Source organism: Paenibacillus sp. BR2-3 (genome assembly GCF_046529485.1).
Taxonomy (GTDB): domain Bacteria; phylum Bacillota; class Bacilli; order Paenibacillales; family Paenibacillaceae; genus Paenibacillus_AQ.
In genome coordinates this window covers 3,632,607-3,657,695 of record NZ_CP126311.1, presented here as the reverse complement: position 1 = coordinate 3,657,695, position 25,089 = coordinate 3,632,607, and the positions used below count along the sequence as shown (strand labels likewise).

Here is a 25,089-nt window from a genome sequence, read left to right as displayed (position 1 = left end):
CGTATTACATCAAAGCTCAGTCGAACGATTAGCGGATATTTCTTCATTTTCAATATTCAAAGACTCCGGGGTTGTATTGGCATCGCGAAGTTTAGTCAGTTCTGCGGTTAATCCCTTAATCTGCTTCTGCAGCTTGTATTGACGGAAAATGCCGTAAGAGCCTACAATGACACCGCCGATCAGCGCACACCCGATGATGACCAGAATTAGCGGAATATTGACTACATCGAAGCCGAAGTTGACCTGGACCGGATCTACGTTGATGACAGCGAACAAAGCGGTCAGCAGCGCAAAAATAAGACCGGCGATAAGCGACCATTGAATTCTCATAAGAGCCCCCTTTTGAAATTGTTGTTAATTTATGCGATTTAAATGATAAAATCCCCTGCCCGAAGCGGGCAAGGGACTAATGTTATACTACGCTTCCCGTCTTATTTGGTCAACTCTTCCATCTGTGCGATCACACTTTCGAAGACACTCATCGCTTCGCGGATCGGCTCTGGAGAAGACATGTCGACTCCGGCTTTGGACAAAATGTTAATGGAGTAGTCGCTGCCGCCGCTCTTCAGGAAGCCGAGGTAACGGTCTACCGCCGGTTTGCCCTCCTCAAGAATCTGCTTGGCGAAGCTGGTTGCCGCCGAGAATCCGGTCGCATATTTGTACACATAGAAGCTGTTGTAGAAATGCGGAATTCTGGCCCATTCCATCTCGATATCCTGATCTACAACCATGTCCTCGCCATAGTACTTCACATTAAGGTCATAGTAGACAGCAGATAGATCCTTAGGTGTAAGTGATTCGCCTTTCTCAGCCCGCTCGTGAATGATCTTCTCGAACTCGGCGAACATCGTTTGCCGGAATACTGTGGTGCGGAACTGATCGGCATAGTAGGTCAGCAGGAACATTTTTTCCTTCGGATCAGTAGACTTGTTAAGCAGATAGTCCATCAGCAGCGCTTCGTTTGTAGTAGAAGCCACCTCCGCGAGGAAAATCGTATATTGGGCATCGCGGTACTTCAGAGCGTTGTCCGAATAATACGAGTGCAGGGCATGACCCATCTCATGCGCCAGTGTGAACATGCTGTTCAGATTATCGTTATGGTTCAGCAGGACATAAGGGTGGGTGCCGTAAGCTCCCCAGCTGTAAGCGCCTGTGCGTTTGTTCTCGTTCTCATATACGTCGATCCAGGCTTGGTCGTAACCTTCCTGCAGCACGCTCAGATAGTCTTCTCCGAGCGGCTTTAGGCCTTCTTTGGTGATCTTCTTGGCTTCTTCAAAGGTAATATCCAGCTTATATTCGTCTACAAGCGGCGCAAACAGGTCATACATATGAAGCTCGTCAACACCGAGAAGCTTCTGGCGCAGCTTCATGTAACGGTGCATCAGCGGCAAGCTCTCGTGAATGGTATCGATCAGGTTGGTGTAAACCTCTTTTGAAATGTTGTCGCCGTAGAGGGACATTTCCAGTACGGACGGATACTTGCGGACCCGTGAGTAAAATACATTTTTGTTCACATTGGCACTGAGCGTCGCCGCCAGCGTATTTTTTTGTTTGCCATAGGTCTCATAGACCGCTTTAAAAGCGTTGCGGCGAACCTCCCGGTCCGGGCTTTCCAGAAACTTAATGTAGCTGCCGTGGGTCAGCTCAACTTCCTTGCCGCTCTCGTCCTTGATCTTGGGAAACTTGAGATCCGCGTTGTTCAGCATGCTGAAAATATTTTGCGGTGCTTGGGACAGATTGCCTACCTGGGCAAGCAGTGCTTCTTCAGCCTTGGATAACACATGCGCTTTCTCGCGCTTCATCTCTTTGAGTGTAAAAGTATAGTCTGACAGCTGAGGATCAGCGATGAACTGGTCCAGCTTCTCGACCGGGAGCGCCAGAATTTCAGGAGTTACAAAAGAGAGCGCCTCGCTGGCTTCCACGTTCAACTGCTTCGATTTTTGCGACAGGCCTTGATAAAAAGGATCGGCTGTATCCTCATCCTGCCGCATATGAGCATATACATAAAGACGCTCGGCTTTCATCGACAGCTTATCATCCAGCTCGAAACAATCTTTTAGTGCATCAGGGGAGTCCAACTTGCCCTGGAATTCGGAGGCTTTCTTAATCAGCTCTTTGGCTTCAGTGTATTCATGATCCCATTCGGTCTGGGAAGCAAACATGTCTTCAAGCTTCCAGCGGTTTTCGGCAGGCACTTCACTTCTCTTCAATAATTGTTCCATGGTAATCCTCCTTGAATGATGAGATGAAGTAGGCATCTTCTCGATCAGCAGAGTTGTGGATAAGAATTCTCCCGGCAGCAAGCTAAGCGCAAGCAGGAGAGGGAGAGACTTGGTAGCTATGGACAAAATGACCGCCTCCTGTGATCAAAGGTCAGCCTAGTATGCCCTGGAAAAACAAGATTATTTATCCACTGTGCTGCAATAACAGAATTTATGCCAATAAACTATAGATAATGAAGACAAAAGCCAACATAATCAGAATTACCGCAGTTAAAGCCATACCCCGCTTAAGCCTGGGCGGCACCTTGTCCTTGCCCATAATCAGTACTGCACCCAGACATAGGACGACAATTACATAAATAGTGAGGTTTTCTGTATCCATAAACGTTTATACCTGTTTGAATGCTGAGATAATGTTTTTATATTCCTCTTCATTTTCCTTGTAGGACTCTTTGTTAAAGCGGTTATTCACCCACTGCATCATGGCAGGACGGCTGAGGAAGGTATGCGTTTCTTCTCCCCATTGATCGGAGATTTCCCGAAGAACAATATATTTGCCTTGCACTTCAACGGTCATCATGTTCCATTTGTCTGTTTTGTATATTTCATGTTTTTTAATCATTCTTATTCCCACCCTGGCGATTTTTGGCTTTTGGGACAATGATAACGCACTGGCGAAGGGAAAAGCAAATTAAATCAGCTATAGGCTTAAACATGAATTGATTTGAAGAAAAAGATGGAGTATAATGTAAGCATACGCCATATATGGCGGTATTTTTAGGAGGTTGTTCATTTGAAAGGTACAGTAAAATGGTTTAACGCAGAAAAAGGTTATGGTTTCCTTCAAGTTGAAGGCGGCGAAGATGTATTCGTTCACTTCTCAGCTATTCAAAGCGACGGTTTCAAAACGTTGGACGAAGGCCAAGCGGTTGAATTCGATGTTACTGACGGTAACCGTGGACCGCAAGCAGCAAACGTAATTAAATTATAAGACACGGCTCGGACAGTTAGTCTGTTTGCTGTAAATATACCTGCTAATGTAAGATTCTAGTAATCGTACGAACCAGTTAATTACACAATACACAGTTCTCTCCGGGGAGCTGTGTTTTTTCGTATATATAGTACTTATCATCAGCCGCAGCTTGATTGTACAGGCTTTGACCGCAGGGTTCATGAAATGATAAACTAGGGTTAGTACCCTTAGTTTGGGAAAAGAGAATAGAAAGTCATTTTGATGGGGAGCGTTACGTCATGAAGTTTAAATTATTTAAGGATCGTAAAGGCAAGGCCGATCAAGCCAAGAATAACAAATTCGTCAAACTGGCCCGCGAAATTTATGTGCAGGCACGCAAGGGCGGACCGAATCCGGAAGCGAACTTCGGGCTCAAGACTGCAATCGCCAGCGCACGTGCAATCAGCATGCCGGTAGATAATATCGAACGGGCGATTAAGAAGGCAACCGGCGGTGGCGAGGAAGTCGACTACGAAGAAATCTATTATGAAGGCTATGGCTCTGGCGGCGTAGCGATTATGGTGAAATGTCTTACTGACAACCGCAACCGTACGGCAGCTGATGTGCGGTCTATTTATAATAAACGCGGCGGCAATATGGGAGAGTCCGGTTGCGTTTCTTACATGTTTGATGAGAAAGGCATACTCGTAATTGACCGCGAAGCTTTTGAAGACCTGGATGAGGATACAGTGATGATGCAGGCGCTGGAAGCAGGAGCGGAGGATTTGTCCGTTTCGGAAGAGAGCTATGAGATTTTGACACATCCCCATGAGCTTGAGACGGTAAAAGGTGAACTGGAGACCCATGGTTATACTTTTACAAGCTCAGAGGTACGCTGGATCCCGCAGAATACGATTGATGTTCAGGGAGAAAATGCGGAGAAGCTGCTCAAAATGATGGATGCCTTCGAGGATAATGATGATGTCCAGGATGTATTCACTAATTTTGAAATCAGCGATGAGGAAATGGACCGTATCGGGTAATGCCGGCGATGTTTACTATAGTGAAAGACCCTGCCGTTCCTATATAAGGGCGGCAGGGTCTTTTTCATTCCACAATCGTTAATATATCTGCTATTTCTTTACGGGGCATGGTTTTGGGCTGTACCGCAGGATGTCCGAGAGCCACAACCATATTGATCCCCCGGTCGTCCGGTATGCTTAGGTAAGTACGTAGCTCCTGCTCCGCGAGCAGGACGGGGCCCGTTAACGGACAGGTTGCCAGGCCTTTGGAATGAGCGGCAAGCATCATGTTCTGAATAGCGAGACTGCTGCTTTTCAAGCCTTCTTCAGCCCAAATTGCCGGGCTTCCGAATTCCAGCGGATCAAAGATCCGGTCCCGGAATTTGGATGCGTATGGAGTACTCAGGCACACCAGCAGTACCGGCGCACCGCCGAAGGCCGTGGCATAAGGGCCAAAGGATTTCAGCAGCAGCCTAGCTTCCTTCATAAGCCCCTTATCCTCAGCTGATGCAGCCATAGTGTGAAGCCGATCCCATGTAAAACGCTCAATATCTTTGATTTTATCCCGATTCATTACGGCGATAAATTCCCATGTCTGTGAATTGGTGTCGCTGGGGGCGTAGCGGGCACAGTCGACAATGTCCTGAACATCGGTGACAGTAACGCTTTCTTCACGATACTCCCGGATACTGCGCCGTGATTGTGCCAATTGTTTGAAAGCTTCAAATTGCATTCTTGATGCCCTCCCCGGATTATTACCAGGTGCTAATACCTGCTATTGGATCGTATTATAGCGTAATCTTATCCAGTTGTGAAGTCTCGCCGGAATCAAACAAATGCTTGCCAAGAAAACCGGCAAAAGCGGCGATTGAAAACACCATTGCTACCCTATAAAAGATGGAACGTCCCGATTCCTCAAAAATCATTCCGCCGAAGGTGCCGCTGAGAAGTCCGGCGGCGCTTGACCATACAACGGTGAATATGGCAAGTCCCGTGGCTCGTAAATGGTCTGGAATGATGCGTGTTATATAGCGGACAGCCGTTACATAATAAATACCAAATGTAACACTGTGCATCGCCTGAATGGCAACCACTGCCCCAGGGTCATCGGCTCTGGCCATGAGCAGAAAGCGGACGGCATACATAAGGCTTGCAAAAGCGAGAAGCGGGAGCTCCTTAAATTTGTCACCGTACTTGCTCAGAGCGAAAAACACTGGAATCTCACTTAGAGCCGAGGCAAGCAGAGCCCATCCGATGAGTTCTTCACCGGCGCCCATCTCCTTGAGGCTTACGGTTAGAAAGGCTTCGTTCATGCGGTGGCCCAAAGCCAGGATAAAGACGCAGCTGAAAAACCATAGCACTTCTTTTTTCAGGAGAATTTCCCGGAGGCCGTTTCCCTTGCGCTTTGGAGCATCATTTGCGGATGCAGTTCCATCGCTCTGAGCGTCTGGAGTAGCATTCTGGACATCCTGCAGACGCCATGTAATGATAAGGGCTGTTATAACAATAATGATGCATAAAGTCATACTCCATGAAGAGCCTAAGGCTCTAAGTACATACCCTACCGTCAGGGCAAAGAATGCATAGCCCAGAGATCCGAACACACGGATGGAGATGAAGTTGCGGCCGTGCCGCTGTGCGGTTTTGATAGCCATTGTATCTGCCAGAGGAAATACAGGGTAATAGAAGAAATAGAAGACGGACAAAATAAATATGACTGAAGAAAATTCTGTAGCTCTGGATAACAGCATGGCTGAAATCAATTGACCGCTGAGCAAAATAATCATAATCTTCTTGATGGTACCCAGACGGTCACTGATCATGCTCCAAAATAAATTGGAGAGTATGGATATTAGCGGACCCAAGGAGTATAAAAAACCTACCTGGGAGCTGCTGAAGCCCAAATGGGTATAAAATAGAGGGAAGTATGAGACCGCCAGCACACTCGTGCCGAAAATGGTAAACATAAACGAACGCAGCCAGTTCTGATCACTATAACTGATGCCGGGAGTTCCTTTCATTCCCTTGCACCTCCCGCAACCGACGGTACAGCTCAATTAAACACATCAACGTTGCACTCCTCCGATTAAGAAATACGGATAGTATAGCACAAAGAAATGGATGAATCTCTCAAGGTTTTTCAAAGTGATTTTGTTGTTTGTACAATTACGGTGATCATATTATAATAAATGTTGATTTGGATAAGGAGACAACAATGTGGAGGCAACGTCATTGAGTGAATTTGAGCAAGGCCGTTACCTTAGCCCGCGCGGTCCGATTGGGCTTATGAACAGGGTCTACAAGTATGTGCTCCCGGAAGTGAGAGAATGTCTCCATTTTTGGCGCGAAGATGCAAATGGGATTCCCGATCCCGAGCTTCGGAAGCAAGCTCTTGCCAGCATTGAAACGAAACAGTTTCATTGTGAAGGCGGCGGTATCTATGCTGCCGGCAATTTGTCGATGAGACATATACTGATTCCGCTTATTGTAGCTTATCAAACGATCAGTGATTATCTGGACAACCTGTGCGATCGCAGCACTTCGCTTGATCCTGCTGATTTCAGGCTGCTGCATCAATCCATGCTGGATGCCATTAATCCGATCGCTGAGCCGGTTAATTATTATGCGCTTCGCAGTGAACAGAACGACGGTGGGTATTTACGGCGTCTGGTTCTTAAGTGTCAAGAAATGATCTCCAGGCTCCCGGGTTATTCCGCTGCGGCCTCGGAGATTCGTGATTTGGCTGTGCTCTATACCGATTTGCAGGTCTATAAGCATATCCGGCCGGAGCTTAGAGAAGATGCGCTAAAGGAATGGTGGAACGCGGAGGGAAACCGGGCACCGCATTTACACTGGAATGAATTTGCTGCTGCAACAGGATCAACCCTGGGTGTATTCATGCTTTTTCTGGCCTCATGCAATCCAAAGCTGAGTACGTCGGAGTCGGCATCGATTCGTGCTGCCTATTTTCCGCATGTGTGCGGTCTGCACATTCTGCTGGACTACTTAATCGATCAGGACGAAGACCGAGCCGGCGGTGATCTCAATTTTTGCAATTATTATGACAACACCGATACCATGCTGAATCGGATCGCTTCCATAGTGGAGTGGGCCCGTAAGGATGTCCGGAATCTTCCCGAGACCTCAATGCATCGCATGGTCATCGAAGGATTGCTGGCATTGTATCTATCCGATCCGAAAGTAAGCGAACAGCGGGAGGTTCGCTCGGTATCCAAGCGACTGATGAGGGGAAGCCCGCTAACGAGGCTGTTCTTTTTCGTCAATAGCCGTTGGATTCGCAAGCACATGTATTAGCAATAGCTCTACACAATTTTGAGGAGGAACACTAGAATGTCAAAAGTTAAAAAAATAGCAGTATTGACGAGCGGGGGAGATTCCCAGGGCATGAATGCCGCCGTTCGTGCGGTTGTCCGCAGTGCCCTGTTTTACGGAATTGAAGTGTATGGTATTCAACGTGGTTATCAAGGTCTTCTAAACCGGGATATCTTCCCGATGGATCTGCGCAGTGTAGGCGATATTATCCAACGCGGCGGCACCATTCTGCAATCCGCACGATGTCTCGAATTTCTGGAGCCGGAAGGTCAGCAAAAGGGCGCGGATATTTTAAATGAAATGGGTATTGACGGACTTGTAGTTATCGGTGGGGACGGTTCTTATAAAGGAGCTAACAAGCTGAGCAAGCTGGGCATTAACACGATGGCTTTGCCGGGTACGATCGACAATGATATTTCCTTTACGGATTACACCATTGGTTTTGATACAGCGGTTGGTGTTGTAGTTGATGCAATCAATAAGCTGCGTGACACCATGTCCTCGCATGAGCGCTCTTCCATTGTAGAAGTTATGGGTCGCCACTGCGGTGATATCGCCCTTCATGCGGGTCTTGCTTCCGGAGCGGAAACCATTCTGGTACCTGAAATGCCTTACGATTTGAACGAAGTCGCTGACCGGATGCGCGATAACTTTGCCAGAGGCAAGCGCCACAGTATCGTAATTGTTGCGGAAGGCGTTGGTAAAGGCGAAGATGTAGCCCAGGCTCTGAAAGACCGCCACGCTTCTCTGGACGCTCGTGTTACGGTTTTGGGTCATATCCAGCGTGGAGGCACCCCAACTCCCGGAGACCGGAACCTGGCCAGCCGACTTGGTGATTTTGCTGTGCGCATGCTGATCGAAGGGGAGTCGGATAAAGCTTGCGGAATTATCAAAGGTGAGCTTACACTTACGGATATTGATGTTGTTGTGAATACGAAAAAAGGCTTCGACCTGGAATTGTACGAATTGGCATCCCGTCTGTCCCAATAAGAATAAAGCGGTATCTGAACAGCCCTGCGGACATTTCCCGCAGGGCTGTTTGTTATGGAGGTATTATGTTTGTTGGTGCGGTTGTCCTGCATACTTGGCTGCAAAGCGCCGTTGTACTGTAATAAGACGGGACAGGAGCAGGATAGCTCCGATAGCGAGACCTGTAATCAAGCCGATCCAGTATCCGTAAGCTCCCATATTCGTGTAGGTTGCCAGAACATAACCGATAGGGAGGCCGATGATCCAATACGCCACAAAGCATATTATGAAAGCAGGGTTCACATCCTTATACCCGCGCAGCACGCCTTGGGTTGGAGTTGCAATGGCGTCCGAGATCTGAAAAAAGATGGCATAGATCAGGAAATGCTGGATCAGGGCGATAACCTGCGGTTCATCCGAATACAGGCCTGCCACATGATTGCCGGCAAAAAAGAGCACCAGCGCCGTCGCCAGCGAGAGTACAGCGGCTGAGCTGATGCCAAGCCATCCATATTGCCTTGCATCCTTTAGCCTGCCGGAGCCCGTCTCAAAGCCGACCAGAATCGTAAGGCTCATACAAATGCTAAGTGGAATCATATACAAAGTAGAGGCGAAATTGATAGCCGCCTGATGAGCGGCAATGGTCATTGTATCAAATCGGTTCATCAGCAGCGTAACGGCGGAGAAGACCGCTGTTTCGAAAAAGATGGAAAAGCCGATAGGCACTCCAATGTTAAGCAGTTCTTTCAAGCTTCGCAGCGAAAGGGTATGGAACTTCCGGAACAGATTCAGGTTGACGAATGGTTCGGCCTTGTAAATAAATAAAAGCGCGATGGCAAAGATCACCCAGTATGTGATGGCTGAAGCAACGCCCGCACCAACGCCGCCCAGACGGGGGAATCCGAAATTCCCGAAGATCAGCAAATAGTTCAGTCCTACATTAACAGGCAGAGCAACCAGTGTAATAAACATGGATACCCTTGTCTGCCCCAATGCATCGATGCAGCTGCGCAGTACGGTATATCCGAACAGCGGAAAAATGCCGAACGAAATGGCTAACAGAAAGTAAAAGGCGATATTCCTTACGGAAGCCTCCAGATTCATAAAATTAAGCATAGGGGAAAGGAAGAAGAAACCGAGCACCAACACAAGGATGGACACGACCAAGGAAAGCCAAATCCCTTGCATAACCTGGTAGGCCACATCCTTTTCCTGTCTTCTCCCCAGCAGGTGTGAGACTATCGGTGTTATACCCATTAGAATTCCGCTGAGACCGGTCTGAATGGGAATCCAGAGGCTGGTGCCAATCGCGACTCCAGCCAGATCGGCTGTTCCGTATTTGCCGGACATATTCGTATCGAAAAAGGTTATGGCTGACAAGGCAATCTGAGTAACGAGAATCGGGAATAATATCTGAAGAAACTGTCCTGTTTTTTGTCTTAGCGATAATGTTTGTCTCATGGTCTTATGCCTCGTTATCTAAAGTTTTCATGGGCCTGTCTTCATGCAAAGGACCCGGCAGGCGCCGGGTCCTTTAATTTGTTTAATGAATGAATAATGGCTGTAAGGACTATTTCTCGTAATTCACGCCTGAGGTATAACGGTTATTGGCGTTCCAGAGGAGGAATTCATCCACCTTCTGATCCTTTAAAGCGCGAACCTGATCCTCCACCTGCTGTTTGCCATATTTCATATAATGTCCGCTGCCGAGCCAGCTGGCTGTAAAGTCCTGTATCCAAGGGCGAATGATGGGCTTGTAGCTGCCGAGCGGATTAAGCTTTTTATGGGTATCGATCATTGAACCTTTGATGGTGGCGTAAGGGTTCTTATCCGGATCTTTCACGTCGAACCAGCCGGTTGAATAATGGCTTGGATATACCATTGGGCTGATAACGTCCACGTTTTTGGAAATCTTCACAAAATCCTGTCCAATACCCTCGGCGGCAGGAACAGAGGCGGCATACCCGAAAATATCGACGGATACACGAACACCAAGTGGTCCAAGCTCAGACTTTGCATATTTGACGAAATCAGAGATGATTTCTACACGCGGTTTGCCGCTCTTGGTGTACTTAAGGGTTTCAGCCCGTTTCTCAAAGCCTTCCGGAAAGCGGACATAATCGAATTGGATTTCCTTGAAGCCAAGTTTAACGGCCTCCTTGGCAATATCTACGTTGTATTTCCACACATCTTCATTATAAGGATTAACGAAGCTGTCACCGCCTTTATTTTTCCAAACCGAGCCGTCCTTATTCACAAAGGATAATTGCGGATTTTTTTTGGCCAGCACTGAATCCTTGAATACTACAATTCGGGCAATTGGATAAACATCATGCTTCTTTAGCCTATCCATAAGCTTATTTATATCGCTAATGAAAGGCTGAGGTTTACCCATCTTCTGCAGTTCTGGATTATCCGTCTTATACGTGATATAACCTGCATCATCTTTAATATCGATAACCATTGAATTCAGTTCCGTTTTGTCGAGCAGAGCGAGAAGGGTTTCCATTCGTGACCCTCCCGCGCTGTAAGCTGTGACATAAATGCCTTTGACTTTGGGAGCATCGGGCTGAGGATCAGTGTGTATTACATCATCTGAGTCTGCTGCTCCAGGCAAAGCGCTTGGGGCTGGAGTGGCTGAAGCACCACCGCCTGGGGCGGTTTGTGAAGGTAACGCTGCATCAGGATTGCTGCTGTGTTGTGCTACGATGGGGGGATTCATGGCTGACTGCAGTGCGGATGCCACATCGGCTTCATGCTGTTCTTGCTGCACGCCTACGCTTCCCAGGGCCATCATCAATAAAGCCCAGGTGATGTTCATTCGTCTTCTCTCCTTTTATGTACTTTCTCTTAAATTATATAGGAACGAATGCCTCCAAATAGAACAGGTTTGTAACAATCTTGTTGCAATCTGTCTGGTTGGCAAGCGGATAAAAAAACGTCCTTTTTGTTTATAAACGGGATGCGGGGATTATAAACGCACCTGAAAAAAGTAAATGCCGCCCGGATCGGCAGCATGGCCGAACCCGAGCGGCAACCATTAAGACTTGTCTTACCATTGAATCAATGAAGATACGCAGAATTCTGATGCTCGCAAATGCTGTAATGAATGATATCCATGGCATCTGCCGGTTCCAGAATACTTAAGCCGTCACGCAGAACAATTTCGGAATTCAATTCGTTCTGCTTCAGAAACGGCATCATATCAGGATACCACCTCATGACAATTGCTGACAGTTTTACCGTTTCCATTTCCACAAAAATCACCCTTTCCTTTTTCGAATAGTACTGAACTGAAATTCAGGGTCATCGGAAAAGCGAAGTGCCTGGAAAAAAGAGGGGTAACTCACAATCTTCATGAAAATTGTTAAGCTTCTGCGTGAACCTAATATATCACAATTTTAAAGCATGCGCATTGTTTTGGTTTTTTTTAACGTTTGCGGAATGAACCCATGACTCCGACTGTTTCCACTATATTCACAAATGCCTGCGGATCACTTTTTTTGATAATGCGCTGCAGCTCGGCCAGTTCATAGCGGGTGGTAACTGTCATTAACATGTCCTTTTCTACGTGAGTATAAGCGCCCTCCGTCTTAATTTTTGTCACACCGCGCTGCAGTCCCAATAACTGGCGGAGCATTTCATCCGTCCGGTTCGTAACAATAAACACAGTTACTTTAATGTGGCTGATGTGAATCATATCCACGACCTTGCCGCTGACATAAATGGAGACCATGGAGGCAAGCGCCAAATTCCAGTTGTTGTCGAAATAGGCAGCGGCAAGGATCACGAGAGCATTTAAACTTACCAGAACATTGCCAACGGGGAAATCCCGGTACCGGATGATTATGGAGCCCAGAATATCAAAGCCTCCGGATGATCCGCCCATGCGGAATGAAATCCCGCTGCCAATACCAACGAGCACTCCCCCGAAAACGGAGGCCAGCAGCATATCCGATGCTATGTTCGTAACCGGGAAAAGGGTCATCAGCCAGGTGGTCGCTCCAACGGAGACTATGCTCAGCACGATAAACCTCCGTCCAAGCTGAAACCAGCCGGCTGCAAGCAGAGGAATATTAAACAACAGATAAAGCAGACTAATACTGAAGGGAGTGAAGTAGCCCACCAACATGGATAGACCTGACACACCACCGCTTAATAATCGATGAGGGATCAAAAAAAGGTTAAAACCGGCTGCTATTAAAGAAGAGCCGAAAACAACGACCAGATAACACCAAATTTGTTTAAGCAAGCATTTTCACCCCGGATTGGTTAATGTAAATAATGAAAGAAAGGAATACACTGGTATTCCTCTTTAGGTTTGTGATATAATGTATAGGATATTCTTGAGTAGGACGTTACAATGGTATTTTTGCATTGCTTCGGATGTGAAGCTACAGTTGGTCAGGTACATATGAAGTATCTGATGATAGGACGGCTTTTCGTCCCAATACGCGCTAAACCATGCAGAAAATCCGGCATGATTGGACAGCCTATAAATGTGTTTACCGCTACTTAAGAATACAGACAAGCATGTGGAATGTCCACTGTATAGAAGGAGCATGAATAATTTGAAAACATTCGCGGAATTCGGCTTGCAGCCTAAAGTAATGCAAGCAATCACAGAACTGGGATTTGAGGAAGCAACACCGATACAAGAGCAGTCCCTACCTATTGCATTGGCCGGATCGGACTTAATTGGTCAAGCACAGACAGGTACAGGTAAAACTGCTGCATTCGGTATTCCCCTCATTTCTAAAATTGATCGTGAGGATGAAAGAATCCTGGCGCTTATTATGGCGCCTACACGTGAACTTGCTATTCAGGTAGCGGAAGAAATTGGCAAGCTCAGCAGATTCAAGGGCCTTCGTTCCCTGGCGATTTATGGCGGACAAGATATCGGTCGTCAAATTCGCGGGTTGAAGAAGAAGCCGCAAATCATTATTGGAACACCGGGACGTTTGCTCGATCACATCAACCGCAAGACCATTCGTCTTGACGATGTTCAAACGGTTGTATTGGATGAAGCGGACGAAATGCTCGATATGGGCTTTATGGAAGATATCCAGTCTATCCTGAAATTGGTTCCGGAAGAGCGCCAAACCATGCTGTTCTCGGCAACAATGCCGGCGAACATTCAGCGTCTTGCCCAACAATTCCTGAAGAATCCGCAGCATGTTTCGGTGATTCCGAAGCAAATCAGTGCACCGTTGATTGATCAGGCTTACGTTGAAGTGCCTGAGCGTCAGAAGTTTGAAGCACTTAGCCGCCTGATTGACATGGAGTCCCCTGATCTAGCAATTGTATTCGGACGTACCAAACGCCGGGTAGACGAGCTGGCAGAAGCCCTGCAAAAACGCGGGTATTCCGCTGATGGATTGCACGGTGACTTGTCACAAAACCAACGTGATGCGGTTATGCGTAAATTCCGCGATGGCAGCATCGACGTTCTGGTAGCAACCGACGTGGCTGCACGTGGTCTCGACGTATCAGGCGTAACCCATGTTATTAACTTTGACCTTCCTCAGGATCCTGAGAGCTATGTACACCGTATTGGACGTACTGGCCGTGCGGGTAAAGAAGGTACAGCGTGGTCATTCGTTACTCCAAGAGAAATGGATCACCTGCACCTGATTGAGCGTGTTACCCGTCACCGCATCACTCGCAAACCGCTGCCAACTATGGCGGAAGCGATTGAAGGCAAGCAACGCATTACCGCAGAGCGTGTTCTCGGTATGGTTGAGAGCGATGAATTGAATGAATACAAAGGTATTGCCATCCAATTGCTGGAGCAATATGATTCAGTTCAATTGCTCTCCGCAGCGATGAAGCTGTTGACCGGCGACAAGAAGGATTCAGCAATTGAGTTGACTCCTGAAGATCCAATCCGTGCAAAGCGCCGCGGTGGTAAGAATGACATCCGCAGCGGCCGTAAGCCGAGCGGAAGTTATGGCGGCAGCGGCGGTGGATATCGCGGCGGCGCCGGCGGTTCCGGCAGTGGCGGCGGCTATCGCGGAAATCGCGATAGCAACAGCGGCAGTCGTGGCGGTTACAGCGGCGGCAGTGGCGGCGGAAGCACTTACGGCAGCGGCAGCGGCAGCGGCGGATATGGCGGCGGCTACAAAGGTAACCGCGATGCAGGAGCAAGCCGGGATGCAGGAGCAAACCGTAGCGGAGACCGTAAGCCCTCATCACGTCCAAGCACAGCAAGCAGCCGTCCGGCCAAACGTGAAGAATCTTTTGAATAAATAATAAGAAGAAGACGAGGTTCCTTGTTCAAGGACCTCGTCTTCTTTTTGTATCATGCTATTGAATTAGATGAATGTGCGGCTAACAATAACAAGCAGGATGAACAGGACAAGGATGGTGCCGGTAGAAGTCCAGCCGCCATAGGCAACAGGTGTGGACATAGGATAACCTCCTTTATTAACGGTTATTGTCTTGGGTACATTTCTAATATATGCCTTTATGTCACGGATGCGTAGACCTTAACCCAGATTCGAAAACTTGGGCTATGGAAAAGACAGGGTTAAATAAGGTATAGTTAAATTACGCAGTATGCGCAGACAGACAGGAGGAAGGAAAGTGGAGTTTAAAGGTGCAATGGGCGGTTTATACCGCATCACGGAATGGATATCGCGGATCGCCTTCAGTAATATTTTGTGGGCGCTGTGTTCGATCCCATTTCTGTTATCCGCCGTTTTGAAGGTGATTATGCTGGCAACAGGTTCAGGCGGAGCCAATGAACAAATTACTTTGAATTGGGCAATGGGTATTACCGCGCCGTTTACTGTGTTTCCTGCGACAGCGGCATTGTTCACTGTAGTACGTAAATGGGTTATGGGTAACACCGATGTCAGCACGTTCCGCACTTTTTTTCAGGGGTACAAAGAGAACTATGTAAAAAGCATGCTGGGAGGTCTGATTTACAGCCTGCTGTTCGTAATCATGTATGTTGATGTAACGGTATACATGACGCAAATGTCCAACTTCAAAATTGTGGGCATACTAATGCTGGTGTTAATGATTATTCTGTTTGTTTCCATGTTTAATTTCTTCTCTATTATCGTCCACTATCAAATGACCTTTAAAGAAGTGGTCAGTAATTCCATCCTATTGACGATTGCTCGTCCGATCCGTGTATTTTCAACATTGATTGCCGGTGCAGTTCTGGTCTATATAGGTCTAAGGTACCCGGCGCTCTATTTCATTTGTATTCCTACACTGATTGCTATGGTTGCCTTCTTTAACTTTTATGCTACCTATAATAAGCTCCAATTGCAGGTTGAGCAGGAGAAACAGGAGGAGCTGGAAGCCCAGGAAGCCGCATTGAATGGCAGTACGGACGAAGAAGAGGATATGGAACAAGATACAAAGCGAATTTAACAGATCAGCTTTAAATTTGCCAACCAGCGGGAATATTATCTAATGTAAAATAAAGCGCATACAAGGTTTACTTTTTCGTTAAAACGCAATATAATAGTTATAAATCCTGCGATGTACGTTACGGTTGCTCGTTGTTTTGAACCAATGATAATGTCTTGGGAGATTTACACGAAGCGCAGCTGAACAGCCCTGTCTATACGACGTGGGGAATTCAAAACCGTTTTCTGCGATCACCCACCTGCTATAGCAGGTTCAGAAGACACTGTAGCCGGACGGCATAGGCGGGTTTTCTAATTTTTTGGCCAAACGCTCTATTTCCTCTTACGGGAAAGAGGGCGTTTTCTTGTTGATAGGTTATTTCTCTATTTCGTTTAGGATCTGGAATAAGAGGTTTGCATTTCTCTTTTGTTCCGGGAGTAAGAGTGTTACACTTATACTAGTGAACTTGGGATTTGTAGAGGGGGAAGAATTTTGTCGTTAAAAAGAACTTTGGTTGGCTTATTCCGCAGTCATGATGGAACGAGCGACCGTGCAAAAGACCCGGCATTGAAAACTCGTTATTACAGTCTTATGAAAGACAAGGCGTGGGAGGAAGTATCATCTACATTAAAGAAGATACCTGGCTTCAAAGTACTTCATGAGGTGGAGTCTGTAGGGGAGATTACACTGGAGAAAAGAACGGCTTTTGGCCGCACGCTGGATATTACCGTTTCGGTGCTCAATACGACACCAAAGCGTTGTGGTGTGGATATCTACTCTGCTTCAAGAGGTTCGCTTGGCGATCTGGGTGCCAATTACCGCGTGATTCAACGCCTGTTTCAATCGCTTGACAAGAAGCTCGGTAAATACAAGCTGGATTAATGCTTGAGAGCTTTGTTTTCATATAATGAAAAAGCGGGAGAAGGAGATCCTTCTTCCGCTTTTTCAGGGTTACAGCAGGGCTTTCACTGCAGAAACCGCGGATTCATAGTCTGGATGGTCGGTCATTTCACCCAGGTACTCGACGTAAGCAAGTCTATCGTTCTTGTCCACTACGAAGATGGAACGCATATCCAGGCGGAACTCTTTAATTAGAACGCCGTAAGCTTCCCCGAAAGAAGCTGCTTTATGGTCAGATAATGTAGTCACTCGTTCGATGCCGGAAGCGCCGCACCAGCGGGCTTGAGCAAATGGAAGATCCATACTCACAGTCAGGATAACGACTTCATCGCCAAGCTCTGCGGCTTCGCTGTTGAAGCGGCGGGTCTGGGCGTCACATACCCCGGTATCCAAAGAAGGAACAACACTGATCAGCTTTATTTTTCCGTTGAAATCACTAAGAGAAGCTTCTTCCAGAAGGTTCTTGCTGATAACGAAATCGGGTGCAGGATCGCCGGCCTTTAATTCCGGACCTATTAGTGTAATGGGATTGCCTTTAAAAGTAGCTACACCTGTTCTTTCTTGAGCCATGTTATTATTTCCTCCTTATAGTTGAAAAATGGATTGTGCTACCATAATAAATTATAATCTTTTTAACAGGACCCTGTCCAATTGGATAGTTACATAATAAGTGTAAGCGCGTTAACCAGACTTCATTGCCAAATTTTTTAAGGATGGGTGTTATGATATTCATACGTTATGAGAATTGGAAAAGCTACATTCGGTATTATCCGGTAAATTGTCTGCTCATTCTGGCCAACATCATTATGTTTCTTATTTTAACGCTGAACGGGGGCTCAACAGATCTTTATACATTAATTGATTTTGGCGCAATAGTTGATGTAGATCCGTATAAAAGTGAGCTGTGGAGATATTTGACGGCAGTATTTTTGCACAATGGATTTGCCCATCTCCTGTTCAACAGCTTTGCGCTGCTGGTCTTTGCTCCTCCGCTCGAACGTCTGCTGGGCTGGTGGCGTTATGCTCTGCTCTATATATCTGGCGGCGTTATCGCCAATATTCTGACAGTGGCTATTAGCAGCCGTGATGCCTTGATTGAGGGGGCCAGCGTGTCAGTAGGTGCCTCAGGGGCAATCTATGCCGTGTACGGGGCGTTTCTATATATTGCAGTGATGGAGCGGGCGACAATGGACGAAGGGTCCCGTAAAACGCTGTATGGGCTTCTCGTCATGGGATTAATTATGTCATTTGCGGTACCAAACATTAATTGGGTTGCTCATATCGGCGGGCTGATCGCCGGATTTTTCCTGTATGGCCTTATTATACGTGTGTTCAAAAGAAATAGAAGATAGGGGCGATGATGACGTGGAGCTTAGACAGCTGCAATATTTCCTGAAGGTTGCTCAAAAAGAACACGTCACAAGAGCAGCGGAGGAACTGCATGTGGCCCAATCTGCGGTGAGCCGTCAGATTCACCAGCTTGAGGAGGAACTGGGCGTAGACTTATTTATGCAAAAGGGGCGTAACCTGCAGTTGACTCCGGTGGGCCAGCTTTTTTGTAAACGGGTGGAAAGCGTACTGAAGGAATTGGATCGTTCCGTAGCTGAAATCCATGAATTTCTTGATCCTGAGCTGGGTGAAATTCGTATCGGCTTTCCGCATAGCTTGGGAACACATCTTATCCCAACCATCGTAGCGGAATTCCGCCAGCATTATCCGCAGGTTAAGTTTCGCTTCAAGCAGGGGTCCTATCCTTCCTTAATTAAGGATGTGCTGTCCGGGGAGGTGGATTTGGCATTCATTTCACCTTTTCCGGAGAGCGGCGAGCATGTAACCGGAGATATTGTAATGACGGAAGAGCTGTTTGCGATTTTGCCGCAAAACCATCACCTTGCAGGGGAGACCCATATCCGGCTGGAACAGCTTAGGGAAGAGAAATTTGTGCTGTTCAGCCAAGGCTACTCGCTGCGCCCGATCGTATGGCAGGCTTGCCTTCAGGCTGGTTTTGAACCGCAAATTGCCTTTGAAGGCGGCGAGACGGATACTATTCGGGGCTTGGTAGCTGCAGGCATGGGGGTAAGTCTCCTGCCGGAGATGGCTTTATTTCAGACGAATCCGATGCAGCCTGCACAAGTGAGGATTGTGGAGCCTACCATAACGAGAACCGTAGGACTAATCCATCGTTCCGATGGCAAGCTTCCGCTGGTTGCCCATTCCTTTCGGGCTTTTTTGCTCAGTTATTTCAGATCACGTCAAAACAATACCCCGGTCGGCTCTTAGCCTTCCGGGGTATTGTTTGTTAGCTGTAAAGTTCTAAACGTCAGGTTAGTCTCGGTTGCCGAGGAATACTGTAATAAGGCGCAGCAGCTCAAGCAGGGATACCAGCGCGGCAGCAACATAGGTCAATGCGGCAGCATTCAAAACCTTGGCAACACCGCGTTCTTCTTCATTGCGGATGTAGCCCTGCTCTACCATGACTTGCCGTGCCCGGTTGCTGGCGTTGAACTCCACAGGCAACGTCACAAGCTGGAAGGCCACAGCGGCTGAGAAGAAGATGATTCCCAGACCAACCAGATTCAGATAACCGAATATAAAACCAGCCATCAGCATAAAGGGAGCGACACCGGAAGCGAAATTGACGACCGGGAACATTCTGTGGCGCAGAGTAAGCATCGGATAATGCACTTTATGCTGAATGGCATGACCGACCTCGTGACAAGCGACAGAGATGGCCGAGATGGAGCTTTCATAGTACACCGGTTCAGACAGACGCACGACGCGGTGAATAGGGTCATAATGGTCAGAGAGGGAACCTCTCACGGGTTCAATCGGGACATCGCTAAGTCCGTTGGTGTCGAGCATGTGCCGGGCGGCTTCATATCCGGTCATTCCGTTCGAAGTTGCAACCTTTGACCATTTTTTAAAGGTGCCTTTAACTCTGAATTGTGCCCACAATGAGAAGATAAAGGCGACAATTACTAATAGATACATCATCATATCTGCATACCTCCAATGTAGTATTAAAACATTCTTACATTGGCGGCCCTTGGGTAAGCAAGAGCCGGATCGCTTCCATACAGGCTAATCCCTGGGGGAGTAAATTAGAGAGCGCCTTGCTGGCCTGTCCCGGCTTAAGCTGGTTTATTATCGGTTCAAGTGCTTTAACCTCTTGTTCAAGCTGCTGCATATGAACTTCAAGCTCAACCAGCCTGCCGGAGACGTCGGCTTCAGGTGTAGCCGCGTTCCATTTGCTCATCAAGGATTTGATCTCTTCCAATGTATATTTCTCTTGTTTTAACTGATTAATACGGTCCAAAGCCGTTAAAGTTTCATGGCTGTATAGACGGTAGTTCTTCGTACTGCGCTGTTCAGGTGTGATTAGTCCGAGTTTAGTGTAATAATCCACTGTGCGCTCGCTCATATGAGCCGCCTTCGCCAGCTCTCCGATCCGATACAGAATCATATCCCCAATGCTTTTTCACCTCGCATTCCTTATCCGGCCTTATGGAATAAACCGCCGGACCTTCATTATTGTGTTTATAATGATATCAAACCGTAAACCGTACAGTCAAACGTTACACTTGCAATAAAGATATGTTCTTTCTCTTGTATTCATTACGGAATAAATACATAAAAATACAACCTTTTCCTAGAAATAACGATGTAAAGTGTATAAGTATGTATAAATGGATGTTTTCAACCCTTCTGAAGACAAACTATGGAGAAATGGTGAGCATCGATAAATTAATTGTATCTTTCCAAAAAATACTCTTGTCAATTTCCCTGACTTCTGATTATAATGACATTAAGAGTTTCACGCTTTGTTAGAAAATATAACATTGGGGAGTGGGGAAAATTGAAAAAGAAATGGTTGGTAATGGTGTTAGCCATGTTTACATTAATGGCTTACCCAGTTAGTGCTTTTGCAGCGGAGGGTCCAACGGCTCCGGATTTACAAATCGGATTGGATACGACTTTCACATTCCTGGCCTTTATTCTGGTATTCTTTATGCAAGCGGGCTTCGCAATGCTTGAAGCCGGTTCCGTCCGGATGAAAAATGCAGGTCACGTTGCCGGTAAGACGGTACTGACACTTGCGATCGCAAGTCTTTGCTTCTGGGCGTTAGGCTTCGGACTTGGCTTTGGTAACGGCAATGGCTTCTTCGGTACTACAGGCTTCTTTTACGGAGGAGATTCAACCGGATCCGCTTTTGAATCATTGGCCTTCTCAGATGTAACATTGAATGTTAAGTTTCTATTCCAAATGGCCTTTGCAGCTGTATCACTGGCAATCGTATCCGGCGGTATGGCGGAACGTGCAAAGATCAGCGTTTATATTATCTTCGGGATTTTGTTCTCGATTCTCATTTATCCGGTTGTAGCTCACTGGGTATGGGGCGGCGGTTGGTTGGCTGAACTGGGCATGCAGGATTATGCAGGTTCGACGGTTGTCCATCTTACAGGAGCGACTGCAGCGGTGGTAGCGACGATTTTACTTAAACCGCGTTTGGGCAAGTTTAATAAAGAAGGCAAACCGGTCATTATTCCGGGTCATAACCAAGTATTCACTGTACTCGGTGTTATCATTCTCTGGTTCGGCTGGTTCGGCTTTAACCCAGGCAGCGCGTTGTCCCCAATGGGCGGATTCTTCGGCCATGTAGCACTGACAACCAACCTTGCAGCAGCTGCGGGCGGTTTGGCAGCACTCATCGCTTCTTGGCTATACTTCGGCAAGTCCGATATCCCGGCCATGCTTAATGGTGTTCTGGCAGCGCTGGTTGCCATCACTGGCGCTTGCGCATTCGTTGAGCCTTGGGCTGCAATCATTATTGGTCTGGTAGCGGGAGCCTTTACTTTTATGACTTCTCAATGGTTGGAGCGTGCAGGTCTGGACGATCCGATCTACGCGTTCTCTGTTCACGGTATTGCAGGAATCTGGGGAGCGTTGTCCACAGGATTGTTCGCTACACCTGAACTAGTAGAAACAGTTGGTATTGGTAAACCCGGCTTGTTATACGGTGGCGGATTGGAACAGCTCGGAGTACAGGCGCTTGGTGTAGCTGGAACATTCGTGTTCGTAGCGGCTCTGTCTTTCATCATCCTGTACGTACTGAAACTGACGATTGGAATTCGTGTTACGGAAGAGGAAGAATTGATGGGTCTGGACATCAGCGAGCATGGTACTTATGGTTACCCTGAACAAATGAAGCTGATTGCTGATTCGGAATCCAAACCCCTAAAACATTAATTGACTTCACTTAGAGGGAGGCGGACGGTGTGACATCGATGGAGATAACCGATTGGAGCAAGAATAAGGACTATATGTCCATCGTAACGGCCGGTTCCCCGCAGGCGTTAAAGCGAAGTCGTATCGTATGTCAAAATATGCTGCTGGAGCGTTTAAATCTTATTCCGATAGAGGAATGGATGTTCCTTGTGAACGTGATGCATGATAGGGTCGCGGAAACAGCAGTACAAATATGTGAGGCACAAATGAAGGAGGCGGGCTACGGCCCGCCTCCCTGTGCTTATTCATTTATTGTGTTCGGCAGTGCAGGCAGACTGGAAGCAACACTGTGGAGCGATCAGGATAACGGCTTGATTATCGAAGGTGAACCGGATGAATCCAAGAAACGTTATTTTGAACAATTCGGTAATATGCTCTCCGATGTTCTGGCGGAGGTTGGATATGAGAAGTGCGAAGGCAAGGTCATGTGTTCTGAACCGATGTGGCGGAAAACACTTCGGGAGTGGGAAGAACAGCTGGAAAGCTGGAGATCCCAGCTCGAATGGGAGCCTATCCGCTATCTCATTATTTCGTCGGACATGCGGCATGTTGCCGGAAGCTCTGAACTCTCTATGCGATGGCAGGAATTCTTTCATTCCGGTTTTGCCCGCAATGAGAGGTTATCTACAGCTGTTTTGCGCAATACGGTTCGGCATAAAGCGACGCTTAATCTGCTGGGGCAGGTATTAACCGAACGATTCGGAGATCATGCGGGCGGATTTGATATTAAGTACGGGGTTTACATTCCTCTGGTTAACATTGTAAGGCATCTGTCTTTGCAGAAGGGGATAAGGGAGACATCTACCTTGAAAAGACTTGAGGCACTCGAGGAGCTGAGCATTTACAAGCATACGGAGGGTGTTCGGGAGGCTTTTATTACGGCATTGCGAATGCGAGTCAATACGCCTTATACCAATCACGACGGATTATTATCCAGTAGTGATTATATCGCTGAGAGTAAATTAAAGGATAAGCATTTATTCTCTGAGCTGCGCGAAAGTCTGCTGCTTGTCAGGCGTATCCATCGGGCTCTGCAACGCCAGCTCCGGTCAGCGGAAAGGAGGCAGTCATGAAAGAGCCGAACAAAGGCGGAGGATTCTGGAATAACCTAAGGCAAGGCGGGATGCCATCTGCAATCGCATCTATGAGGGGCGGCGAATCCGCCCAGCAAACCGCACAGCAAATGGCGTTTATCCGTTCCCTGATGCGTGAGAAACGGCGTCCCGAAGTGCTGCATACACCGCTGTCGAAGCTGGAAACGGTCATATTTGATCTTGAGACGACGGGTTTTTCTCATCAGCATGGGGATGAGATTATGTCCTTTGGAGCGGTAAAGGTAGTCGGAGAGGAAATTAAGGAAGACGAGTGCTTTTATACACTGGTTAACTGCCAGACCGCCATTCCTGCGAATATTACGGAACTAACCGGAATTTCGGAAGAGATGACGAAGGAGGCACCTTCCTTGATGGATGCTCTTCATAACTTTATGTCCTTTGTCGGGCAAAGTGTGCTTGTAGCACATGCAAGCGCCCACGACAAGTCTTTCCTTAATGCGGCACTTTGGAAAACATCAAAGGTTCAGCTTACAAACCGTGTGCTGGATACAATGATGCTTGCCCGCTGGCTGGAGCCACAGCGTGGAAATTACAGTCTCGATGAACTGCTGGCTGTTCACGGTATTCCGATCTATGGACGCCACAACGCCCTGGAGGATTCCAAAATGACTGCCCGGTTATGGGTGTCTTATCTTCGGGAGATCGCCCAGCGGCGTCAGGTTGAGACCTTAGGCGATCTATATGCTTATTTAAGCAGAGCATAGACTGGAGCTTGCAGCAGATGCAGCGAAAGCTTACCGCCAGCGTCCCTCTTCCGGTCGATATAGTATCCATTGAGTAATGGAATATTAGTGTCTGTTCCGGGGGCCCCAATTAGATAGACATGAAATTCGGGGCCCAGAGCGGGCAATCCCCTTAGATCAGATAAAGACGGGGTGGGAGCTGAATGCGGGTGGGAATGAAACAAGCCGATGGGAGCCGGTTCAAGGTACAATGCCTTTACCCAATCCTCTGGATGAGGGGTGAAGGCATGCAGCGGGTCAGGCGCTACGTTGCGGATGGGCACATATGTGTTGATTCGCATGCCTCCCGCTGCGGCAGCACCCAGCAGGATTCCGCAGGCTTCGCGCGGATAACAGGACAGCAGGTGCTCCCCCAGTGCCTGCTGTACGGAAGGCTTCAGCCCGATGGGCTGGATATTTCCCTGGAAGGCTGTCAATGGTTCACCCCTCTCTCTTCTTTAGGTTCCGTCTTCGACGGAATCTCTTTTTTTGTAGCGGGTTTGAAACTTTAGCAAATGGGGGTACAATAGGAGAAAACTATCCCATTCGCAAAGGACAGACGATTAATGAAAACAGCTAATAAACGAAACATAACGGTTATAGCTCTCGTCGTATTTCTGGCCGTCCTTGCATTAACGCGTAACCGGACTGCAGAATCAGTACCAGTTTTTCAACAGCAGAATGAATCCAAGGCAGAAAGCGGCGTTAAGGCGGGATTGCTGGCTCCCTCATTTACTCTGCAGGGAGAAGGGAACACAACCTTCTCCGTCGGCGGACCCAGGGACAAGGCTGTGCTGGTGAATTTCTGGGCGTCCTGGTGCGAACCCTGTCAGTTGGAAGCGCCGGAGCTGAATGAAATGGCCAAAAAATACAAGGATGTCCTTGATATTTATGGCGTGAATGTGACCAGTCATGATTATAAACCCAATGCGGAACGTTTTATTAAAAAGTATAACCTGACTTTTCCGGCAATGTTTGATTTGAAGGGAGAGGTATTCGCCAAATATAACGGTGTTGTCTTTCCTACAAATGTTTTCATTGATAAGAACGGAGTGATTTCTGATGTCGTTCTCGGAGTGTTAAGTCCTGAAGAGCTGGAAGAAAAGATTAAGGCATTAACAGATACGTAGAGATAACTCAGCATAACACTAATAAACACCCCCTGAGAACTGGTTTGGATGCCCATCTCCTCAGGGGGTGTT

General features: G+C 47.4%; 28 protein-coding genes and 1 other RNA gene. 14 read left to right on the top strand and 15 right to left on the bottom strand.

All coding sequences use genetic code 11. The features are described 5' to 3' along the window. Positions 1-9: 9 nt before the first annotated feature. The 4 genes from PaeBR_RS17595 to PaeBR_RS17580 form a co-directional block, all read right to left on the bottom strand. Positions 10-330, bottom strand: coding sequence for a lipopolysaccharide assembly LapA domain-containing protein (locus PaeBR_RS17595; protein WP_410511826.1), 321 nt, complete (start codon positions 328-330; stop codon positions 10-12). Positions 331-431: 101 nt separating this feature from the next. Beyond that, positions 432-2,222 carry an oligoendopeptidase F gene (gene pepF / locus PaeBR_RS17590; RefSeq protein ID WP_410515227.1) on the bottom strand — a complete coding sequence of 597 codons (1,791 nt, stop codon included), beginning with the start codon at positions 2,220-2,222 and terminating at the stop codon, positions 432-434. 211 nt (positions 2,223-2,433) lie between these two features. Further along, positions 2,434-2,604: a hypothetical protein gene (locus PaeBR_RS17585; protein WP_410511825.1), complete on the bottom strand. Its 171-nt coding sequence runs from the start codon at positions 2,602-2,604 to the stop codon at positions 2,434-2,436. Between the two features lie 6 nt (positions 2,605-2,610). Then, complete coding sequence (locus PaeBR_RS17580) at positions 2,611-2,844, bottom strand: hypothetical protein (RefSeq protein WP_410511824.1); 234 nt, start codon at positions 2,842-2,844, stop codon at positions 2,611-2,613. Between the two features lie 171 nt (positions 2,845-3,015). On the opposite strand from PaeBR_RS17580, the gene PaeBR_RS17575 reads away from it, so the two are divergent. Together PaeBR_RS17575 and PaeBR_RS17570 are read left to right on the top strand one after the other, a co-directional pair. Further along, positions 3,016-3,213, top strand: coding sequence for a cold shock domain-containing protein (locus PaeBR_RS17575; protein WP_410511823.1), 198 nt, complete (start codon positions 3,016-3,018; stop codon positions 3,211-3,213). A gap of 260 nt (positions 3,214-3,473) precedes the next feature. Next, on the top strand, positions 3,474-4,217 hold the full coding sequence (locus PaeBR_RS17570) for a YebC/PmpR family DNA-binding transcriptional regulator (RefSeq protein ID WP_410511822.1): 744 nt from the start codon (positions 3,474-3,476) through the stop codon (positions 4,215-4,217). Positions 4,218-4,281: 64 nt separating this feature from the next. Here PaeBR_RS17570 and PaeBR_RS17565 read toward each other — a convergent pair whose 3' ends face one another. Continuing rightward, positions 4,282-4,929 (bottom strand): nitroreductase family protein, encoded by a 648-nt coding sequence (locus tag PaeBR_RS17565; protein ID WP_410511821.1) that lies wholly within the window; start codon positions 4,927-4,929, stop codon positions 4,282-4,284. A 55-nt stretch (positions 4,930-4,984) separates the two neighbouring features. Further along, complete coding sequence (locus PaeBR_RS17560; RefSeq protein WP_410511820.1) at positions 4,985-6,217, bottom strand: MFS transporter; 1,233 nt, start codon at positions 6,215-6,217, stop codon at positions 4,985-4,987. 211 nt (positions 6,218-6,428) lie between these two features. Between PaeBR_RS17560 and PaeBR_RS17555 the strand changes: the two genes are divergently transcribed. Both PaeBR_RS17555 and pfkA read left to right on the top strand, forming a co-directional pair. Beyond that, positions 6,429-7,511, top strand: coding sequence for a tetraprenyl-beta-curcumene synthase family protein (locus PaeBR_RS17555; protein WP_410511819.1), 1,083 nt, complete (start codon positions 6,429-6,431; stop codon positions 7,509-7,511). A 36-nt stretch (positions 7,512-7,547) separates the two neighbouring features. Next, positions 7,548-8,519 (top strand): 6-phosphofructokinase, encoded by a 972-nt coding sequence (pfkA, locus tag PaeBR_RS17550; protein ID WP_410511818.1) that lies wholly within the window; start codon positions 7,548-7,550, stop codon positions 8,517-8,519. A 63-nt stretch (positions 8,520-8,582) separates the two neighbouring features. Here the strand turns inward: pfkA and PaeBR_RS17545 are convergent, their stop codons facing one another. The 4 genes from PaeBR_RS17545 to PaeBR_RS17530 form a co-directional block, all read right to left on the bottom strand. Next, positions 8,583-9,959 (bottom strand): MATE family efflux transporter, encoded by a 1,377-nt coding sequence (locus tag PaeBR_RS17545; RefSeq protein WP_410511817.1) that lies wholly within the window; start codon positions 9,957-9,959, stop codon positions 8,583-8,585. 109 nt (positions 9,960-10,068) lie between these two features. Continuing rightward, positions 10,069-11,319: a putative glycoside hydrolase gene (locus PaeBR_RS17540; RefSeq protein WP_410511816.1), complete on the bottom strand. Its 1,251-nt coding sequence runs from the start codon at positions 11,317-11,319 to the stop codon at positions 10,069-10,071. Positions 11,320-11,561: 242 nt separating this feature from the next. Further along, on the bottom strand, positions 11,562-11,750 hold the full coding sequence (locus PaeBR_RS17535) for a hypothetical protein (RefSeq protein WP_410511815.1): 189 nt from the start codon (positions 11,748-11,750) through the stop codon (positions 11,562-11,564). Positions 11,751-11,928: 178 nt separating this feature from the next. After that, the gene (locus PaeBR_RS17530) at positions 11,929-12,750 is read right to left on the bottom strand and encodes a YitT family protein (protein WP_410511814.1); all 822 of its coding nucleotides are present in this window, start codon (positions 12,748-12,750) and stop codon (positions 11,929-11,931) included. Between the two features lie 319 nt (positions 12,751-13,069). Here PaeBR_RS17530 and PaeBR_RS17525 point away from each other — a divergent pair, with 319 nt between their 5' ends. After that, positions 13,070-14,746, top strand: coding sequence for a DEAD/DEAH box helicase (locus PaeBR_RS17525; protein ID WP_410515226.1), 1,677 nt, complete (start codon positions 13,070-13,072; stop codon positions 14,744-14,746). Positions 14,747-14,812: 66 nt separating this feature from the next. Here the strand turns inward: PaeBR_RS17525 and PaeBR_RS17520 are convergent, their stop codons facing one another. After that, positions 14,813-14,908: a YjcZ family sporulation protein gene (locus PaeBR_RS17520; RefSeq protein ID WP_410511813.1), complete on the bottom strand. Its 96-nt coding sequence runs from the start codon at positions 14,906-14,908 to the stop codon at positions 14,813-14,815. Between the two features lie 175 nt (positions 14,909-15,083). On the opposite strand from PaeBR_RS17520, the gene PaeBR_RS17515 reads away from it, so the two are divergent. The 3 genes from PaeBR_RS17515 (at position 15,084) to PaeBR_RS17505 (ending at position 16,745) form a co-directional block, all read left to right on the top strand. Then, a complete protein-coding gene (locus tag PaeBR_RS17515; RefSeq protein ID WP_410511812.1) occupies positions 15,084-15,884 on the top strand; it encodes a YesL family protein in 801 nt (266 codons plus the stop codon). Positions 15,885-15,984: 100 nt separating this feature from the next. Continuing rightward, a non-coding RNA gene (gene ssrS / locus PaeBR_RS17510) (6S RNA) lies at positions 15,985-16,176 on the top strand. A 179-nt stretch (positions 16,177-16,355) separates the two neighbouring features. Continuing rightward, positions 16,356-16,745: a DUF1499 domain-containing protein gene (locus tag PaeBR_RS17505; protein ID WP_410511811.1), complete on the top strand. Its 390-nt coding sequence runs from the start codon at positions 16,356-16,358 to the stop codon at positions 16,743-16,745. A gap of 69 nt (positions 16,746-16,814) precedes the next feature. Here the strand turns inward: PaeBR_RS17505 and tpx are convergent, their stop codons facing one another. After that, entirely contained in the window at positions 16,815-17,333 is a 519-nt protein-coding gene (gene tpx / locus PaeBR_RS17500; RefSeq protein WP_410511810.1) for a thiol peroxidase, read from the bottom strand. 152 nt (positions 17,334-17,485) lie between these two features. Between tpx and PaeBR_RS17495 the strand changes: the two genes are divergently transcribed. Beyond that, the gene (locus PaeBR_RS17495; RefSeq protein ID WP_410511809.1) at positions 17,486-18,115 is read left to right on the top strand and encodes a rhomboid family intramembrane serine protease; all 630 of its coding nucleotides are present in this window, start codon (positions 17,486-17,488) and stop codon (positions 18,113-18,115) included. Between the two features lie 13 nt (positions 18,116-18,128). Continuing rightward, positions 18,129-19,043: a LysR family transcriptional regulator gene (locus tag PaeBR_RS17490; protein WP_410511808.1), complete on the top strand. Its 915-nt coding sequence runs from the start codon at positions 18,129-18,131 to the stop codon at positions 19,041-19,043. Positions 19,044-19,088: 45 nt separating this feature from the next. Here PaeBR_RS17490 and PaeBR_RS17485 read toward each other — a convergent pair whose 3' ends face one another. Continuing rightward, positions 19,089-19,760: a zinc metallopeptidase gene (locus PaeBR_RS17485; RefSeq protein WP_410511807.1), complete on the bottom strand. Its 672-nt coding sequence runs from the start codon at positions 19,758-19,760 to the stop codon at positions 19,089-19,091. A gap of 34 nt (positions 19,761-19,794) precedes the next feature. Then, complete coding sequence (locus PaeBR_RS17480) at positions 19,795-20,226, bottom strand: MerR family transcriptional regulator (protein WP_410511806.1); 432 nt, start codon at positions 20,224-20,226, stop codon at positions 19,795-19,797. Between the two features lie 393 nt (positions 20,227-20,619). Between PaeBR_RS17480 and PaeBR_RS17475 the strand changes: the two genes are divergently transcribed. The 3 genes from PaeBR_RS17475 to PaeBR_RS17465 are packed head-to-tail and all read left to right on the top strand — an operon-like array spanning position 20,620 to position 23,869. After that, entirely contained in the window at positions 20,620-22,011 is a 1,392-nt protein-coding gene (locus PaeBR_RS17475; protein ID WP_410511805.1) for an ammonium transporter, read from the top strand. Between the two features lie 38 nt (positions 22,012-22,049). Beyond that, entirely contained in the window at positions 22,050-23,123 is a 1,074-nt protein-coding gene (locus tag PaeBR_RS17470; protein WP_410515224.1) for a DUF294 nucleotidyltransferase-like domain-containing protein, read from the top strand. Continuing rightward, positions 23,120-23,869, top strand: coding sequence for an exonuclease domain-containing protein (locus PaeBR_RS17465; protein WP_410511804.1), 750 nt, complete (start codon positions 23,120-23,122; stop codon positions 23,867-23,869). Before PaeBR_RS17470 ends, PaeBR_RS17465 begins: the two co-directional genes overlap by 4 nt. Here the strand turns inward: PaeBR_RS17465 and PaeBR_RS17460 are convergent. Then, positions 23,851-24,324, bottom strand: coding sequence for a Mov34/MPN/PAD-1 family protein (locus PaeBR_RS17460; RefSeq protein WP_410511803.1), 474 nt, complete (start codon positions 24,322-24,324; stop codon positions 23,851-23,853). The two genes, PaeBR_RS17465 and PaeBR_RS17460, sit on opposite strands and share 19 nt — an antisense overlap. A gap of 129 nt (positions 24,325-24,453) precedes the next feature. On the opposite strand from PaeBR_RS17460, the gene PaeBR_RS17455 reads away from it, so the two are divergent. Beyond that, entirely contained in the window at positions 24,454-25,017 is a 564-nt protein-coding gene (locus PaeBR_RS17455; RefSeq protein ID WP_410511802.1) for a TlpA family protein disulfide reductase, read from the top strand. Positions 25,018-25,089 lie beyond the last annotated feature (72 nt).